This window comes from Streptomyces sp. DSM 106670, from assembly GCF_055792845.1.
In genome coordinates, this window is sequence record NZ_CM147704.1 from 5,425,904 (window position 1) to 5,442,872 (window position 16,969).

Below are 16,969 nucleotides of genomic sequence, written 5' to 3' on the forward strand. Positions count from 1 at the left end.
GCCATGAAGACCACCCACCGCCCCCGGGTCGCACGCAACCTGGGACAGGCCGTCGCGGTCGTCGTGCTGATCGCCGGCACCACGCTGCTCGGAGCCGCACCTTCGTACGCCGACGACGGGCCGAGCGTCCCGCCCGGCACGGAGGCGACGTCGGAGCCGCCCGTTCCCGTCGACCCGAACGACCCCGACCTCAAGATGCCGGAGGGCGGCACCCTCGCCCCCGGTCGGGTCCTCGACATCGTCCAGGTGGTCGAAGACCTCGGCGGCGAGGAACGCCGCGAGGACAGCAACGCCGACATCAAGTTCGCGCTCCAGGCCGAAGTCCTTTTCGGCAAGGACAGCGCGAAGCTCAGCTCGGCGGCCAACGCCCGTATCGCCGCCATCGCCGAGGAGATCAAGAAGCAGAACGCGACCAAGGTCCGCGTCTTCGGCTTCACCGACAACCTCGGCTCCTCGGCCCACGGCGACGTGCTGTCCAAGCAGCGCGCCGACGCCGTGCACGGGGTCCTGTCGAAGCAGCTCGGCCCCACGATCACGTACGAGATCCGGGGCTACGGCGAGCAGTACCCGATCGCCAGCAACAGCAACGAAGAAGGCCGGAAGAAGAACCGCCGCGTGGAGGTGTCCTTCCCGCGCGGAGAGGGGTCCTGACCCCTTCTCCACGCACCGGTCGGCGCACCCGCACCCGTCGTCGCTCTCCCAGCGACGGCGGGTGCGCTGTCAGTCCGTTGTCAGTCCGCTGCCATATCCTTCCCGCCACCACACGCCGACCGGGAAGACCCAGAGAATTGACCAGCCTGTCCGCTTTTCCGCTGCCCTTCCATGTCTCCCGTTCCGTTTCGTTCGCGACCCCCCGAACGCTGCGGGAACTCCAGATGACGCAGTGCAGCGCGCACATCCGGGCGAAGCCGGGATGGTTCGACAAGATGCATGATGCCGACATCGTCGCCAGGTGGACGCGGGAAGCGATAGCCCAAGGGCTCACCGAGGCGCAGGTTCGCTACGTTCTCGCCGAGCTCGTGCACTACGCCTCGCTACGGGACGAGCGGACCGGCACGGAGGTGTCCGCCGTCGACGGGGTGTGGCAGTCGGACACGCTGATCGACGACGAGCTCGGATCCCGGCTGCGCGCCGCGGTCCGGGTTCTGGAGGAGGTTCCCGAAGCGGAGCAGGACTGGCATCCGGGATCCGGCGACCAGGTGCTGGATCTGGTCCACCCCTCCCTCTTCTGCCTGGTACGGGAGGCGAGCGGCGCACCCGAGCGGGCTTGGCGGAACCCGACGGACCGCTACACCGCGTACGAGTTCTCCGAGAAGTTCCAGTGGCTGCCCACGGACGTCGACGTCAGCACCGAGGGCGATGTCGCCTTCCGTTCGTACGTCAACAACGTCCACCCCGAAAAGCATCGCGAACTGGCCTCCGTGCTCCCGGAATTGTTCGCGCGCATGCGCCCTCTGTGGGAGAACGTCCTCACCGATCTGCGCCACCCGCGGCCCCTCCGGATCGAGGCCGACCCCTTCGGGTGGTACGGCGACTCGGAGCCGGAGCATCCGGACAAGTCCTCCTTCAGCGATGACGAGGCCTACCAGGAAGCCCTCAGCGCGTGGGAGACGGCCCAGGACGACTGGTGGGTCAACCGCAGTCCGGTCATTCCGGACGCCCCGGACTACACCCCGCCCGCGTTGCCCGACGATTCCGCCCGGGTCGATCTGCGCGGCCGCCGCCTCCAGGTCATCGTCAAGCTCGCCACCATTCACCTCACCCCGGAGAAGCCCGCATACGACGGCGGCTCCTGGCATGTCGAGGGAATGCTGAACGAGCGGATCGTCTCCACCGGCATCTACTACTGGGAGAGCGAGAACATCACCGAAAGCCGGCTGAGCTTCCGGGCGGCGCTCGACTACCCGCGCTACGAGCAGAACGACGACAACGGTCTGCGTGAGGTCTACGGCCTGGAGGACGAAGACGCCCTGAACCAGACGCTGGGATCGGCAGCTACCCCGGCCGGCCGCTGCCTGGCGTTCCCGAACATCCTGCAGCATCGCGTCGGCTCGTTCCGGCTCGCGGATCCCACCCGCCCCGGCTACCGCAAGATTCTCGCGTTCTTCCTGGTCGATCCGTCGGAAAAGATCGTCTCGACATCCGATGTGCCGCCGCAGCAGCCCTGGTCCGACACCTCGACCATGACGCTCGAACAGGCCAAGGAGTACCGCGAACAGCTCATGCACGAACGCAAGTTCTTCGTCGACGAGCACAACGAGCAGCTCTACGAGCGGGAGTTCTCCCTCTGCGAGCACTGACACTCCTCCGGTCCTCCTGCCCGGCATGGAAGCAAATCAGCCACATGCCCTCCGTGCCCGTCACCCGAACGGCCGACCGTCGTTTGCGTTGTGGGTTCATGCGGGTGCGGCGAGGAAGGTGTGATGGGTGTGGAGGCCCAGGCGACGAACGAACGGGTGGCGGGGCGCACCTGGACGGTGCGGCTGGATCCCGTCGGTCGCGGGCGGGCGGACGTACGTGTCTCGTGCAGTCGGCCGGCCTGCGCCGCGCAGGTGCTGCCCTCCGCCGCCGTAGGCCGTACGGCGGCGGTCGAGCATCTCAAGGCCCACCTGCGCGCCGGCCCGGCTCCCCGCCCCACGGCGTACTGCGCCTGCCGGGCCGAGGAGTGCCACACGCACATCCGGCCCGCCGGACCACGTGAGCGCCCCGCCCCCTGGCGGTGCGGGGGCGCGATCGTCCTGGCGGTCGTCACGGACCGGGAAGGGCGCTGGTGGCGGGTCATGGAGTGCTGCTCGCGCTGCGCGGCCGCCCACCCGACCGCGAAGGTCGTCGCCACCGCCCCGGTCCCGGACCGGCCGACCGCGGGCGACGCCTTCCGGGCCGACGGCGCCGCACCGGCCCCGGCCGCCTCACGCGCGCCGTCGGCCGCCGCACCCGTACCGCCCGTTTCCTCCGTCGGCCCGCACTTCTCGCACACCGCCTCCGGGGCCACCGCCCCGTACCCGGTGCCGGCCCCCCGGCCCGCCGGGACCGCACGGGCCGCCCGGACCGCCCGGCCGGCGCGGCAGCGCGGCCGGCGGGGGCGGATCGCCCAGCGCTTCGTCCCGTACGAGCTGCGGCCCATCGCCCTGCGGGACGAGCTCACCGAACTCGGTGAACTCTTCCGCGCCTACCAGCAGCGCGACGAACCCGACCTGGCGGTGCTCGCCGACCTCCACGCCCGTAAGGCGAAGGCCTTCTTCGCCTGGGCCGAGGCCACCGGCGAGACCGCACTGCGTCTCGACGCCCAACGGGCCGAGCAGGCCGCCGCCACCGTCCGCCGTCAGCACCTGCACCGCATCGGCCAGGCTCCGGACGGTGAAGGGCCCGTCGTGGCACGGCTACTGACCGCGTCCGCGCAGTGGAACCACGCACGGGCCGTCCTCGCGCAGGTGGCCGACCACGCCCCCCTGCCGGGCCCGGACGCACGCCTCCTGGTGGTGATGCTGACGCTGCGCACCGCGCAGTCCGGGGTCGGCAACCTCGTCGGGCAGGACCTCAAGGGGCTGCCCCTGCGCGAGCCGGAGCAGCTGGTGGGGCGGCTGGTGGAGAGCGGCTGGCTGAGCATCGCCGGGACCGTCGAGGAACTGATCGCCTCCCGCCCCGAGTGCCCCACCCGGATCAGCGTGCCGTCGCTGACGCCCGACGACAGCGACCCGGGCCCGTTCACGTTCGGCAAGAAGCTGCGGCCCAGGCTCAGCGGATGGGCCCAGCGAGTCGTCGGCGAGAAGAAGCTCCGCAAGGCCAAGACCGAGGCCGAGGTACGGCTGCTCGCCCTGGCCCTGGCCACCGGGATCGACGCCGACGGCCGGCTGGGGGCCCAGGGCCGCGGCATCGAGCTGGAGGCCCTGGCCTCCCGGTGCGCCGTCGACCCCGGCGAGCTGCCGGAGCTGGTGGACCGGCTGACCGCGGCGGACTGGCTGGCGGAGGCGGTCGTCACCGACGCCCTCCTCACCGGCCGCCTCACCGAACGGGTCCTTCCCCTCACCTGCCCGCTGCCCCGGTGAGCCGATAAGCCGTACGCGGGGTCCCTGCCCCCCTGCCCCGGTGCGCCGGCACATGGCGCGCTGGGTCCTGCTCGCTGCCCCGGTGAGCCGACAAGCCGTACGCGGGGCGGCCCTGCCCGCTGCCCGGTTGTCGCCGTTGCGCGCATCGGTATTTCCTGCCCTCACGCGGGGGCGCATACGTTCGCCCCATGACGTGGAATTTTCTGACGGCCGAAGAACTCGCGGCTGCCCTGCGTGCCGGCGAAGTGACCTCGGCAGAACTGACCGACGACGCGATCACCCGCATCGAGCGGGACGACAAGGCGGTCAACTCCGTCTGCGTGCCCGACTTCGACCGGGCCCGGGCCGCCGCCCGCGCCGCCGACCAGGCGCGGGCCCGTGGTGAGGACCGGCCGTTGCTCGGCATACCGGTGACGGTGAAGGAGTCCTACAACATCGCGGGCCTGCCCACGACCTGGGGCATGCCGCAGTACCGGAACCATCTGCCCGCCGAGGACGCGGTACAGGTGTCGCGGCTCAAGGACGCGGGTGCGGTGGTGCTCGGCAAGACCAATGTGCCGCTGGGGCTGCAGGACATCCAGAGCTTCAACGAGATCTACGGCACCACCAACAACCCCTGGGACCACAGCCGTACGTCGGGCGGCTCGTCCGGCGGATCGGCCGCCGCCCTGGCCTCCGGGTTCGGCGCCCTGTCCATCGGCTCCGACCTCGCCGGTTCGCTGCGCACGCCCGCACACTTCTGCGGTGTCCACGCGCACAAGCCGAGCCTCGGGCTGGTGTCCGGCCGGGGCATGGTCCCGCCCGGCACCCCCGCCCTGCCGTTCGACCACGACCTCGCCGTCGTCGGTCCGATGGCGCGCAGCGCACGCGACCTAGCGCTGCTCCTCGATGTCATGGCCGGACCGGACCCGCTGACGTTCGGTGTGGCGCACCACCTGAGGCTGCCGCCCGCGCGCCACGAGCGGATCGGCGACTTCCGGGTCCTGGTCCTGGACGAGCATCCGTTCCTTCCGACCGGGGCCGCCGTGCGTGCGGGCGTGGGCCGGGTGGCGGACGCCCTTGTCGACGGCGGGGCCCGCGTCGAGCGGCACAGCCCACTGCTGCCCGATCTGGCCGAATCCGCCACGCTCTACACCCAGTTGCTGTTCTCCGGCTCCGTCGCGAGCTTCCCCGTCGAGTCGTACGAGGAACTGCGGGCCCGCGCCGCCGGGCTGAGCGCCGACGACCGGAGCCTCGACGCGGCGCGGCTGCGTGCCATGGTGTTCAGCCACCGGGACTGGATGGCAGTGAACACCCGCCGTGATCTGCACCGCCACGCCTGGCGGCAGTTCTTCGCCGACTTCGACGCCGTGGTGTGCCCCATCACGCCCACCCCCGCGTTCCCGCACGACCACCACCCGGATCCGCTGGCCCGCCGGGTCGACACCGACGGCGTCGGGTTCGCCTACTTCGACCAGCTCGTCTGGGCCGGTCTGGCCACCCTGCCCGGCCTGCCCGCGACCGCCGTACCGGCGGGCCGGTCGCCCGAGGGACTGCCGGTGGGCGTGCAGATCATCGGACCGATGTTCGAGGACCGCACCCCGCTGCGGCTGGCCGAACTGCTGGAGCAGCGCATCGGCGGCTTCCAGGCGCCGGAACGGAAATAGATCGCTGCCGCTCCGGCCCGCCGAGGCGTGCGGTTCGTGGCGGAAGGGCCGGCCACATCGTTGTCGGGACCGCCGCCGCTCGGAGATCATCTCGGCATGACATCAGAGACGATCACGGCGGCGGCATCCGGCACCTGGACCCTCGGCGACCTCGTGGTCAACCGCATCGGGTTCGGGACGATGCGGTTGCCGCAGCAGGGTGAGGCGTTCGACGTCGACGCGGTGCCGGGCGACCGCGAGCGGGCGATACGGGTGCTGCGCCGCGCCCGCGAACTCGGCGTGAACCACATCGACACCGCCGCGTTCTACTTCTCGCGGCTCCGCTCCGCCAACGAGCTGATCAACAGCGCGCTGGCTCCCTACCCCGACGACCTCGTCATCACCACCAAGGTCGGACCCGGCCGCGACCCCTCGGGCCGGTGGCAGAACCACGCCACACCCGGGCAGTTGCGCGGGCAGGTCGAGGAGAACCTCCGCCAGCTCGGCCGCGACCACCTCGACGTGGTGAACCTGCGCATCGTGGGCACCGACTCGATCGCCGAGCGCTTCGGCGCGCTGGCCGAACTGCGCGAGGCCGGGCTGATCCGTCACCTCGGCGTCTCCAACGTCGGCCCCGCGCAGCTCGCCGAAGCCCGCGCCATCGCACCGGTGGTCTGTGTGCAGAACAAGTACGGGCTCGGATCCCCGCCCGACCAGGACGCGTTCCTGCGGGACTGCGGTGAGCAGGGCATCGCCTTCGTGCCCTTCTACGCCATCGCGGGCGCCGGGCGCGAGGCGGGCGCCGCCCCGGACGCGGACGCCGGCGCCGATGCGCTGCTCACCGTCGCCCGCGCGCACGGCGCGAGCACGGCGCAGGTCCGGCTGGCCTGGACGCTGCACCGCGGGCCCCATGTGCTCGCCATCCCCGGCACCGGAAACCCGGACCATCTCGCCGCCAACGTCGCCGCCGGAGCCCTGCGGCTGTCCGACGACGAACTCGCCGCCCTGGAAGCCCTCCACCGGGGCGGCGAGGCGGGCGTGAAGCGATAGGCGATAGGCGATAGAGGAGCTGACCGGCCCGGTGCGACCTCATTCGCCCGGGGGGAGCTCCAGTTGCCGGGCCAGGTCCGCCAGGTCCTCCGCGTACAGGTCGAACCGGTCCGAGGGCGCGGGCGGGTCGCCGACCGGGCGGGCCACATAGGCCGTGCGCAGGCCCAGCGCCTGTGCGCCCCGGAGGTCCCAGGCGTGGGCGGCGACCATCAGCAGGCGCTCCGGCGGCCGCCCGGCGACGGTGACGGCCAGCCGGTAGACCGCCGGGTCCGGCTTGTAGGCGCGGGCGTCCTCGGCGGAGAGGGCCTGGTGCCAGCGCAGTCCCGCGTGGGCGTTCAGTTCCAGCAGCGCCGTCCGGCTCGCGTTGGAGAGGCCGATCAGCGGGAAGCGTCCGGCGAGCCGGGCCAGCCCCGCCACGGTGTCGGGCCACGGCGGGAGGCGGCGGGCCGCACCGGCCAGCTCCTCCACGGCGGCCGGGTCCCCGACCCCGGCGGCCTCCGCGACGAGCCGGGCGGCCTCGCGGTCCAGGGCGTCGCTGGGGAGGTAGGGCCGGTCGCCGTCGAGGATCCGGCGCTGCTCGCGCTCGATGTGCCGCTGCCACAGCAGCAGAAGCCGGTCGGTCCCGGGGGCGTCCAGGGACGGGACGGCGGACGGGCCGGTGGACGGGTCCAGGGCGCGGATGCCGGCACGGAGCCCGGTGGGTTCGTCGACGAGCGTGCCGAGCACGTCGAACACGAGGGCGTCGATCTTCAGCTCTGCCATGGCGCGGTCTCCTCCGGAGGGTGGGCGGCAGACCGAACAACACCGCGACAGCGGCCCCTCATGCCCTGCTCGGCCATGACCGTGCCCTGGTTCACCGTGACCGTGCCCCTCACTTCACCGCGACCACGCACTACTTCACCGTGATCGACCCCACGAACGCGTCCAGATCCTCCGTGTCGACCGCGTCCTTCACCGCGTTCAGGCGCACCACGAACGGCACGCCCTTCGCGTCCACGCCCGCGACCAGGACCCCGGTCATCGGAGTCCCCGCGTTCGGGGTGTCCTCCTGGCCGTCCGCCGTGAAGTCGTAGTCGATCCGGCGGGCGTCGCGCGCCTCGCCGGCGCTGTCCGGGCCCGCCAGGCGTACGTCCTCCGTGGCCTTGCGGGTGGAGCTCAGCCCGATGCCCGCGCCCGCCGCCGCCGCTGCCCCGGCCGCGTCGTGCACGCCCGTGGCGAAGTCCAGCTGGACCGAGACCATGCCGGTCCGGATGCCGTCCTCCTCCTTGAGCGCGACGGCCGCGTTGGCCTTGGCCCGCTCGCCCGCGGGCTGTTCCGCGTACCCCTCGTTCTTCGGGTAGCCGACGCGCAGGCTGCCGGTGTCCAGCGTGCCCCAGCCCTCGGGCACGGAGGCGGTGTCCTCGTCGCCGCCGCATCCGGCCAGCAGCACGGCCGCCGCCGCGACGGCCACCGCGGCGGCCGTCACCCGCCGCCGGGCCGTGCGCGGGCCCCGCAAGCCGTGCGCGCCCCGCATGACCTGAGCGCCCCCCATGCCCCGCGTGCTCCGTGCCGTCCGTGTCGTCCGCGTTCCGGTACTCATCGTCTCTGTCACCGCCCGTTCAGTTCGCGCAGTAGCTGTACGGAAGATACGTCCGCCGGTCGCCCTGCGGGGCCCCGAGGAACTGCGCGTCCTCCAGCGACTCCTTCTTCTGCTCCGTGGAGACCGAGAATCCGAGGCTCATCCCGAGGGAGATCTCGAAGCCGAACTCCTGGGCGTCGCTCTCACCGGTGTACCGCATGCTGCTGGACAGCCCGTCCTCGAACATCAGCTGCTGGAAGGGGTCGTTGCCCTCCGGGCGGTTCTCCATGCCGTGGTCGCCGAAGAGGTACTCGAACGGGGCGGTGTTGTTGCCCGAGCCGCCCAGCCACTGTTCGGCGACGGCCCGGTTCGCCTCGGTCGCCGCGTCCGTGTCCTTGCCGAAGACGATCGAGTTGGTCACCACGTCGATGCCGGTCTCGCCCGAGGAGTCCGACGCGCTGCCCTTGCCGCCGCGCTTGTCCTGGCCGTTCTCACCGTTGTCGCCGCCGACCTCCACCTTGCCGGAGGTCGAACCGCTCTCCACCGTCTGCGTCATGTCGATACGGACGATCTTGCCGGTCTTCTGGTCGCGGGTGACGGTGATCGCGCCGGTGCGGTTCTGCTTCGCGCCCACGGTCCCCTTGATCGGCCCGACGTTCCCGCCGGCCTTGCCCTCCAGTTCGAGTTTGGCGGTGTACGTGTACGACTCGTTGCCGTTCACGTCGTCCTTGGTGATCGTCACCTCGGGCGAGAACTTCGCCTTGCCGCCCAGCTTGGCGCCGAGTTCGTCCTCGTCGCCGCCCTTGACCGAAAGGCCGCCGTCCGCGTAGGCGTTGAGACCGACGGTCGAGTAGGAGATCTTCTTGTCGCCGATCTTCTTCTCGATGTCCTCCTTCTTCTCCGCCCACTTCATCGCGGAGTACCAGCCGCCGCCGTAGGCGCCGCTGTGCTTGGTGGAGGTCTCCCACATCTTCATTTCCTCGATGTCGTCCCGCATCTTCTGCGCCTCCTCCTCGCTGGAGAAGATCCAGGTGTCACCGTTGGTGATCTTGATGCCGCCGCCGATGTCGACATCCGCCTTGCCGAGGCTGCCGAGCTTCACGCCCGGGGTGCTGGCGGTGGCCCCGGCGGAGGCGGCGTCGGTGAACGTCATGGAGACGACCTTGTCGTCGCCGTCGACCTTCCCGTCACCGTTCACATCGGTGCTCGCCTGCGAGACCTTCTGCTGGAAGCCGTACTCCTCGCCCCACTCGAACCAGCCGATCTTGACCTTGCCGCCCGCCGTGTCCGAGATGGTGGAGATCTGGCACATCTTGGGCTCGTAGTCCGCGTCGGTCTTCGGCTTCGCCTCCGGGTCCTGGCCGCCGGAGGAACAGGAGCCGCCGCCACCGGCCAGCGAGCTGATCGCGCACCGCAGCCGCTCCCCGATCTTCCCGCCGACCCCGGCCATCGCCATCGCGCCGATCAGCATGGTGACGAGGACGACGAGACCCAGGTACTCCATCGCGGTCGCGCCGCCGTCCCGCCAGTTGTACGAGTACCGGGGCGGCTCCGGTGTCCGGGTGGCGCGCTCCTCCAGCAGCCGGTCGACCGCCACCCCCGACGCCGCGCCGGCCGCCAGCGAGACGGCCGGCATGAGGACGCCCTCGATGCCGACGACCTCCCCGGCGACGGCGAAGCCGTACGCCAGGCCTGCCAGTGGTACGGCCAGGGCGGCGAGCAGATACAGGGTGCGGGAGGACTCGCGGTGCTCCTCGGGGAGGATCCGGGCGGCGGCCAGGACCGTCAGCAGGGTCACGACGAGGGCGGGCAGGTGGAGCAGGGCCAGCCGCCAGCCGAAGGACTCCAACCGCTCCTCGGTGCCCAGCAGTTCGACCAGGACCCGGCTCATGACGAACCCGAGGGCGAGATAGACGAGGCCGCCGATCACCCAGCTTCGGGTCAACGCGAAGAAGCGGCTGCCCTGTTGACGGCTGCCCTGTTGGCCGTGGCGTGCGGACCCCGGCCCCGCGAGGCCGTGGCGTCCCGGCGGTATATGGCCCGCGCTCCGGTCTCCCCAGCCCCCGCCACCGCTCACGGTGCACCTCTCCATCGACCCCGCGCATGTTGCCCGACGGCTGAGAGCGTACGGCCGAAAAGCTGCCCCCGCCCGGGCCCCGGGTCCCAAAGCCGGGCCCAAGTGCGGGCGGCGGAAGCGGTGTTGCGGCGGGGCGTGGCGGTCGTTCCGCTTGGGGCCGGCCGTGGGCCCGTGGGCCCACGCCGCCCCGGCCGCCGCTCAGTACGCTCACTGGTGCCGGGGGTCGCCGACCACGACGCCGCCGCGATGCAGAGCGATGGGGGTGGGCGTCCATGAGTGCCGGATTCTTCTACTCGTACCACCTGGGCTGGACCAGGCTGGACGCCCGGACGCTGCTGGGCGACCTGGAGGCCGAGGGGCTCCGCCCGGCGCACCCGGTGACCGGCCGCACGATGCTCGTCAGCCTCGACTCCGCCTCCCTGGGCGCACGTTCGCCCGTCACTCGCGAGCAGTTGCTGTCCCTCGCCGGACTCCAGCGGCTGCACGAGGTCGGCTTCCGGTTGTGGACCGGCACGGGCCTCGACCTCCTGGTGCGCATCCGGCGGGCCCGGGCCGGTGTCGTCGCCGTCGAGTTCTCCGTCGGGGAGCTGCCCGTGCCGGAACGGGAGCGGGCGGTGAGCGCCATCCGGCGGACGGTGGGGCGGGCCTCGGTGCTGTGCATCGGCTTCGTCGTCGACCGCAGCGGCGAGACGGCCACCACCGACTGGGACGGCGTCGTCATCGAGGGCGCCGCGCACCTCGACAGCTGGCCGGACACGGTCGCCGTACGGGACGAGACGGCGGCCCGGCACCCGCAGCTGGCGGTCATGGACGCGGTGGAGATGTCGCCGTGGAAGGTCTTCGGGAACGAGGTGCTCGGCGTCTGAGACGTGCCGGGCGGGCCGCCGACCCTGCCGCCCGGCCGACGGTCCCGCCACGGGCGGTGCCCGCTCCCGCCCGTGGCGGAGAAGGCGAGCCCGTGGCGGGAAACGTCCCCCGACGACGTCATAATCGGCCGTATGTCCGATCACCAGCTCCGCACCCGGACGCCCGCCGGTCCGGCCCGGGGCCCCCGCACCCCCGGGTCCCGGGCCGCCGCCGCGTTCCGGGCCGCCGCGCCCGCGCTCGCGGTCTACGCCGGCGCCCGGGCCCTGGGGCTCCTGGCCTTCTGGGCGGCCGCCTCCGCCGCCGGGAAGGACCCCCTGGGGCCGCTCAGCGGACGCTGGGACTCCGTCTGGTACCAGCGCATCGCCGAGCACGGCTACCGCTACACCGTCACCCTCCCGGACGGCTCCGTCCACTCCGATCTGGCGTTCTTCCCGCTCCTCCCGGCCCTGGAACGCGCCCTCTCCGCCGTGACTCCGCTCACCCTCGGCGGCGCCGGGCTCCTGGTCGCCTGGACCGCCGGGCTGCTCGCCGCCTGGGGCATCTTCGCCGTCGGCGCCCAGCTGCACGGACGGCGTACGGGCGTGGTGCTGGCCGCGCTCTGGGGCGTGTACCCGACGGCGTTCGTCCAGTCGATGGCGTACACGGAGACCCTGTTCACCGCCCTGGCCGCCTGGGCGCTGTACGCCGTCCTCAAGGGCCGCTGGATCGTCGCGGGCGCGCTGACCGTCCTGGCGGGGCTCACCCGGCCCACGGCGGCGGCGCTCATCGCCGCCCTGGCGATCACCGCCGCCGTCACCCTCGTACGCGAGTACCGCGCGGGCGACGGTCGCGGTGGCATCGGTCCGGTCCTGCGCCGCAACGCCCGGATGATCGCGGGCGTGGCGCTCGCACCGCTCGGCTGGCTGGCGTACGTGGTGTTCGTCGCCGTACGCGAAGGCAGCCCGTTCGCCTACTTCGACGTCCAGGCGCAGTGGGGCAACAACATCGACGGCGGCCGCGCGCTCGCCGCCTTCATCGCCGGGCTCCCGTGGCCCGCCGCCCTCGGCCTGTGCGCGGCGCTCGGGCTGCTCGGGTGGCTGGTGGTGCTCTGCGTACGGCAGCGGCAGCCGCTCCCGGTCCTCGTCTACGCCCTCACGATCGTCGTCATCTCGCTGATCGGCGCCGGATACTTCGGCTCCCGGCCGCGCCTGATGATGCCCGCGTTCCCGCTGCTGCTCCCGCCCGCCGTCGCCCTGCTGCGGCTGCGCACCACGGGACGTACCGCCGCCGTTCTCGCCGTCCTCGCCTGCGCGTCCGCCGGTTACGGGGCCTGGACCCTGCTGGGCGCGGGCCCGCCGTAAGCCCGGACCTGCTCGGGCGCGGGCCCGCCGTAAGGCCGCGTGCTCCTGGGAGGTGTCCTAGCGGGCTTCCGGCGCGGTGGCCGGTGCCGCCTTCAGCTCCACCCGTACGCCGGGACGCACGCCCCACCGCTCCATCGCCCCGGCCTCCGCCTCCACCACATGCCGGGCCCGCAGCCGGGGCAGGCCGAGGCGGCCGGGCTTCATCGTGCGGACGGCCAGCACGGTGAACTTCCGGTCCAGGTACGCCACATCGATCGGGAACCGCATCCGGAAGGTGTGCACACTGCCGCACGGCGTGAGCATCATCGCCCCCTCGATCCCGTCCCGCCCGAGCAGCCCCCGGGTACGGGCCCGGTACGAGGCCGCTATCCGCAGCGGCACCTCCCGGGCCCCTGCCGCGGAGTCCGTGCCGACCGTGAGCGTCCCGTCGCCATCGCGCCATGTCCTCATGGGCACCGACCGTAGCCCCGGCCGGACGCCGGTGGTTCCCGAACGCCCACGCTTGGGCCCCGAAAGGTCATTCCTGGGCCCCCGGACCCAAGACCCCTGTTCCCGCCGCCCGTTAGGGTCGTCCCGTGGACGCCGCGCTGCTCGCCGTCGCCGCGGTCTGGGGTGCCGTCACCGGACTGCTGATCCCGCGTGCCGCCTACCGGTTCGCCGTCGAGCCGGAGGAGCCCTGGCGCACGGCGTGCCCCGCCGGCCATCCGCTCACCGGCCCGGTCCGCGGCTGGCTCGGCCCGGCCCGTTGCGCGCCCTGCGCCGCCCCGGGGACGCCCGCCGCACCCGAGGACGACACCGCCGCCGGAACTCCCGCCCCGGGAGCACCGCCCGGCTACGCCCCCGGCGTCCTCGCCCCCCTGGTCACCGTGGTCGCCTGTGTCGCGCTCGCCGCCGCCACCGGGGCCAGGCCCGAACTCATCGGGTGGCTGGCGCTGGCCCCGGTCGCCGTGCTCCTCGCCGTCGTCGACCGCCGGGTCCACCGGCTGCCCGACCCGCTGACCCTGCCGCTGGCGGCCGCGGCCGTCCTGCTCCTCGGCGGCGCCGCACTGCTTCCCGGACACGCCGGATCCTGGACCTCCGGCCTGCTGGGCGGCCTGGCCCTCGGCGGCTTCTACTTCCTGCTCTTCCTGATCAACCCGAACGGCATGGGCTTCGGCGATGTGAAGCTCGCCCTCGCCCTGGGCGTGGCCCTCGGCTGGTACGGCTGGACCGTGCTGTTCCTGGGCGGGTTCGCCGGGTTCCTCTTCGGGGCGGCGTACGGACTCTCCCTGGTGCTGCTGCGCCGGGCCGGGCGCAGGACGGGCATCCCGTTCGGCCCGTTCATGATCGCCGGTGCGCTGACCGGGCTGCTGCTGGGGGCGCTCGCGGTGTGAGACGGGGCCCGGCCCCGCATGCGGGGTGTGCACGGTGTGCTTCGCCCGGAATCCGTTCGCGCGCCCCGCGACCGCCTGACACGATTCCCGTATGCCCGAACCATCCGCTCCCGCCCCTTCCGACCGCCCCTCCGGCTCCTCCGGCTCCGCCGACTCCTCCGGACCCTCCGGCTCTTTTGCCTCCACGGCATCCCGCGACCGGTTCGAGGCTCTCGTCGCCGAGGCCGACGCGGTCTCCGTGGACGGATGGGACTTCTCCTGGCTCGACGGCCGGGCCACCGAGGAACGCCCCTCCTGGGGGTACGCCCGCGCGATGGCCGAGCGGCTCGGCCGGGCCCACGCCGCGCTCGACCTCCAGACCGGGGGCGGCGAGGTGCTGGCCGCCGCGCCGAAGCTTCCGCCGGTCACCGTCGCCACGGAGGCCTGGCCGCCGAACGTCGCCCGCGCCACCGCCCTGCTGCACCCGCTCGGCGCGGTCGTCGTCGCCGACGCGGACGAACCGCCGCTGCCCTTCGGCGACGCCGCCTTCGACCTGGTGGTCAGCCGTCATCCGGTCACCACGTGGTGGGAGGAGATCGCGCGCGTCCTGACCCCCGGCGGCACGTACTTCTCGCAACAGGTCGGCCCGGCCAGCGTCTTCGAGCTCGTGGAGTACTTCCTCGGGCCGCAGCCGCCCGAGGTCCGCCGCGGCCGGCACCCGGACGACGCGGTGGCCGCAGCGACGGCGGCCGGTCTCGACGTGGTGGACCTGCGCTCCGAGACCCTGCGCACCGAGTTCCGCGACATCGGCGCGGTGGTCTACTTCCTGCGCAAGGTGATCTGGATGGTGCCCGGATTCACCGCCGAGCGGTACCGGCCCCAACTGGCCGCACTGCACCGGCAGATCGAGGAGGAAGGACCGTTCCGGGCCCGCACCGCCCGCTTCCTGATCGAGGCCCGCAAGCCCCGGTAGCGGCCGCCGGACCCCGGCCGGCCGGTCAACCGGCCTACCCCGTACGCCAGTTCAGCCTTGCCCCGGAGGCAACGGGATCGGGCGGGCCGCCGTCCTACTCGTCGGGACGCACGCACAGCGAAGGAGTGGAAGCGCTCATGACCGTGGAGAGGGAAGACTGTGCGGGGCCGGCCGGGCGCGCGCGGCACGGCAAGGCCGACTGGCTCACGGGAGCCAGGATCACCGCCGTCCTCGGGGTCTACTACCGGCCCGAGGGCCGGGCGGGCGAGCCGGAGGCCGTGGAGTTCGTCCTCGCGGAGGACCAGTCCGTCCTGCTGACCTGTACCTCCGACCGGACGTTACGCGTCACCCCGGGCACCTGGCCGCGGCTGCCCGACTGGTGCGTACCGGCGAGCCGCTGGCAGCACGCCCCGCCCGCCCTCCTGCCGCCGGTGCCGTACGGGGGAGCGTGGACGGTGGTGGGCACCCAGGAGCTCAGGGACGCCGACGGGGAGGTGCTCCAGGCCGTGATCCGGTGCGAGGAGGGGGACTTCGTGGTGACCGCCGGGGACACGATGGCGGTCCGCTTCGACCCCCGCCCCTGACCCGCCCCGCCTCGCCGCGTCCAGCCCCCCGTCCCTGACCCGCCCCGCCGCGTCCCGCCCCACGCCGGGCCCCGCCCGTACGCGCACGTCACCCGCCCGCACGCCCGCCCCTACGCATGCGGCCCCACCGCCACCGGGCCGACCGTCAGTTCCGCCGCGCCCTCCATGATCGCGGCGACCCGCTCCACCTGCTCCTCCAGCGCCCGCAGCCGGGGCGTGGACAGGGGCTTCAGCGGCTCCACCGTCACCGCGATCCGGCGGCCCGAGCGGCGCTGGTGCCAGACGCCCGCCACCGTGCCGTCCACCAGCACCACCGGGAAGTTCCCCGCCTGCCCGCCCCCGAGGGCCCGTTCGTACGCCGCCCCCGGGAACAGCTTCTCGCGGGGCCACGAGGCGATGGCGAACGCGTCGAAGTACGGGAGCAGGCGCACGCCCCGTACCCGCTCCGCCGGGAAGTCCGTGTCGCCCGCGACCACCCAGGCCGGGCCCTCGCCCGCGAACACCACCTCCTCGATCGCCCCCGACGCCGCCAGCGCGGCGAACCGCTCGGCCGCCCAGGGCCTCGGCGCGGCCAGCCAGCGGGCGAAGTGCGCGGGGGTGGCGGGCCCGTACGCGTACAGGTACCGCTCGATCAGGGCCGCCAGCGCCCCGGGTCCGGGCAGCGGGGTGCACCCGGGGTTGGTGTACGTCGCCTTCCGGCCCCGGTTCGGGGCGTAGGCGAGGGCGCCCCGGTGGCCCGCCAGGTGGAGGACCTGCCGCCAGCGCGGCCACATCGCCTGGAACCCGGGCATCACCAGGTCCCCGGCCCACGGCCCGGTCCGCGCGACGACCTCGTCGGAGAGCTCGTCGATCGTGAGCTCCGCCCCGGTCAGCGCCGCCGCGACGGCCGCGACGACCTGCTCCACCTGGTCCGGGGTCATCCGGGCGTCCTTGGCGAAGGGGCTCGTGCCCGTCGGTACGGCGGACAGCGCGCCGGTCCACAGGGGCAGATCCGCGGCGGGCAGCAGATGGACCGTGCCGCGCGGCCCGAACGTCTTGACCAGGCTCCGGTCGGTCCACAGAGCCGTACGGACGTCCGTACGGGTCGTTCCGCCCCCGCGCAGCCCCACGGACAGCTCGGCCGCCGACAGCACCTGGGCGTGCGCGCCGAGCATCGCGGCCACCGCCTCACCGGGGGAGGCGAAGGGCGACGCACCGCCGGCTCCGTCCGGGTGGAGGTGCTGGCGGGCCAGCCGCCGGGCGTTCGCCCCGGCCCAGGTCACGGTCGTGGCCGGGGTCGCGGCCCCACGGGATCGTGTCGTCATGCCTCGAACCTAGAGCCCGTAGAGGTCAGGATCTGTCCGCTGCCTCACCCCGGCGGCGTCAAGGCGGCGGCGTCCGGCGACCCCTCGATACGAGGGCCGATATCGGGGGTCCGGCGCGCGTGCGTCCTGCTCGGAGCGCGGTCCGGCGAATCCGGAGAGTAATGATGGAGTGGCGTGGCACGCGCCGGCACTT

The 16,969-nt window shown here is 73.2% G+C and carries 15 protein-coding genes; 10 read left to right on the forward strand and 5 right to left on the reverse strand.

All coding sequences use genetic code 11. The features are described 5' to 3' along the window. Window positions 1-3 precede the first annotated feature (3 nt). From ACSMXR_RS24230 to ACSMXR_RS24250, 5 genes are all read left to right on the forward strand, one after another. Window positions 4-651 carry an OmpA family protein gene (locus ACSMXR_RS24230; RefSeq protein WP_218526450.1) on the forward strand — a complete coding sequence of 216 codons (648 nt, stop codon included), beginning with the start codon at window positions 4-6 and terminating at the stop codon, window positions 649-651. Between the two features lie 137 nt (window positions 652-788). Beyond that, a complete protein-coding gene (locus ACSMXR_RS24235; RefSeq protein ID WP_473169899.1) occupies window positions 789-2,300 on the forward strand; it encodes a DUF4246 domain-containing protein in 1,512 nt (503 codons plus the stop codon). Window positions 2,301-2,423: 123 nt separating this feature from the next. After that, the gene (locus tag ACSMXR_RS24240; protein ID WP_473169900.1) at window positions 2,424-4,046 is read left to right on the forward strand and encodes a hypothetical protein; all 1,623 of its coding nucleotides are present in this window, start codon (window positions 2,424-2,426) and stop codon (window positions 4,044-4,046) included. A 188-nt stretch (window positions 4,047-4,234) separates the two neighbouring features. Continuing rightward, the gene (locus tag ACSMXR_RS24245) at window positions 4,235-5,692 is read left to right on the forward strand and encodes an amidase (protein WP_473169901.1); all 1,458 of its coding nucleotides are present in this window, start codon (window positions 4,235-4,237) and stop codon (window positions 5,690-5,692) included. A gap of 96 nt (window positions 5,693-5,788) precedes the next feature. Beyond that, window positions 5,789-6,721, forward strand: a complete 933-nt coding sequence (locus ACSMXR_RS24250; RefSeq protein WP_473169902.1) for an aldo/keto reductase — start codon at window positions 5,789-5,791, stop codon at window positions 6,719-6,721. Window positions 6,722-6,760: 39 nt separating this feature from the next. On the opposite strand, the gene ACSMXR_RS24255 is transcribed toward ACSMXR_RS24250, so the two are convergent. The 3 genes from ACSMXR_RS24255 to ACSMXR_RS24265 all read right to left on the reverse strand — a co-directional run bounded on the left by ACSMXR_RS24255 (window position 6,761) and on the right by ACSMXR_RS24265 (window position 10,356). Beyond that, window positions 6,761-7,483 carry a haloacid dehalogenase type II gene (locus ACSMXR_RS24255; RefSeq protein ID WP_473169903.1) on the reverse strand — a complete coding sequence of 241 codons (723 nt, stop codon included), beginning with the start codon at window positions 7,481-7,483 and terminating at the stop codon, window positions 6,761-6,763. A 130-nt stretch (window positions 7,484-7,613) separates the two neighbouring features. Beyond that, a complete protein-coding gene (locus tag ACSMXR_RS24260; protein WP_364886825.1) occupies window positions 7,614-8,234 on the reverse strand; it encodes a hypothetical protein in 621 nt (206 codons plus the stop codon). A gap of 85 nt (window positions 8,235-8,319) precedes the next feature. Beyond that, window positions 8,320-10,356, reverse strand: a complete 2,037-nt coding sequence (locus ACSMXR_RS24265) for a hypothetical protein (protein WP_473169904.1) — start codon at window positions 10,354-10,356, stop codon at window positions 8,320-8,322. Window positions 10,357-10,628: 272 nt separating this feature from the next. On the opposite strand from ACSMXR_RS24265, the gene ACSMXR_RS24270 reads away from it, so the two are divergent. Both ACSMXR_RS24270 and ACSMXR_RS24275 read left to right on the forward strand, forming a co-directional pair. Then, the gene (locus tag ACSMXR_RS24270; protein WP_364886690.1) at window positions 10,629-11,222 is read left to right on the forward strand and encodes a hypothetical protein; all 594 of its coding nucleotides are present in this window, start codon (window positions 10,629-10,631) and stop codon (window positions 11,220-11,222) included. Between the two features lie 132 nt (window positions 11,223-11,354). After that, a complete protein-coding gene (locus ACSMXR_RS24275; RefSeq protein WP_473169905.1) occupies window positions 11,355-12,563 on the forward strand; it encodes a hypothetical protein in 1,209 nt (402 codons plus the stop codon). A 57-nt stretch (window positions 12,564-12,620) separates the two neighbouring features. Here ACSMXR_RS24275 and ACSMXR_RS24280 read toward each other — a convergent pair whose 3' ends face one another. Continuing rightward, window positions 12,621-13,013 (reverse strand): DUF192 domain-containing protein, encoded by a 393-nt coding sequence (locus ACSMXR_RS24280; protein ID WP_473169906.1) that lies wholly within the window; start codon window positions 13,011-13,013, stop codon window positions 12,621-12,623. Between the two features lie 125 nt (window positions 13,014-13,138). Here ACSMXR_RS24280 and ACSMXR_RS24285 point away from each other — a divergent pair, with 125 nt between their 5' ends. The 3 genes from ACSMXR_RS24285 (at window position 13,139) to ACSMXR_RS24295 (ending at window position 15,472) form a co-directional block, all read left to right on the forward strand. Beyond that, window positions 13,139-13,936: a prepilin peptidase gene (locus ACSMXR_RS24285; protein ID WP_137231958.1), complete on the forward strand. Its 798-nt coding sequence runs from the start codon at window positions 13,139-13,141 to the stop codon at window positions 13,934-13,936. Between the two features lie 91 nt (window positions 13,937-14,027). Continuing rightward, on the forward strand, window positions 14,028-14,888 hold the full coding sequence (locus ACSMXR_RS24290) for a class I SAM-dependent methyltransferase (RefSeq protein ID WP_473169907.1): 861 nt from the start codon (window positions 14,028-14,030) through the stop codon (window positions 14,886-14,888). Window positions 14,889-15,025: 137 nt separating this feature from the next. After that, the gene (locus ACSMXR_RS24295; protein WP_218524923.1) at window positions 15,026-15,472 is read left to right on the forward strand and encodes a hypothetical protein; all 447 of its coding nucleotides are present in this window, start codon (window positions 15,026-15,028) and stop codon (window positions 15,470-15,472) included. Window positions 15,473-15,582: 110 nt separating this feature from the next. Here ACSMXR_RS24295 and ACSMXR_RS24300 read toward each other — a convergent pair whose 3' ends face one another. Next, window positions 15,583-16,776, reverse strand: coding sequence for a winged helix DNA-binding domain-containing protein (locus ACSMXR_RS24300; protein WP_473169908.1), 1,194 nt, complete (start codon window positions 16,774-16,776; stop codon window positions 15,583-15,585). Window positions 16,777-16,969: the final 193 nt, after the last annotated feature.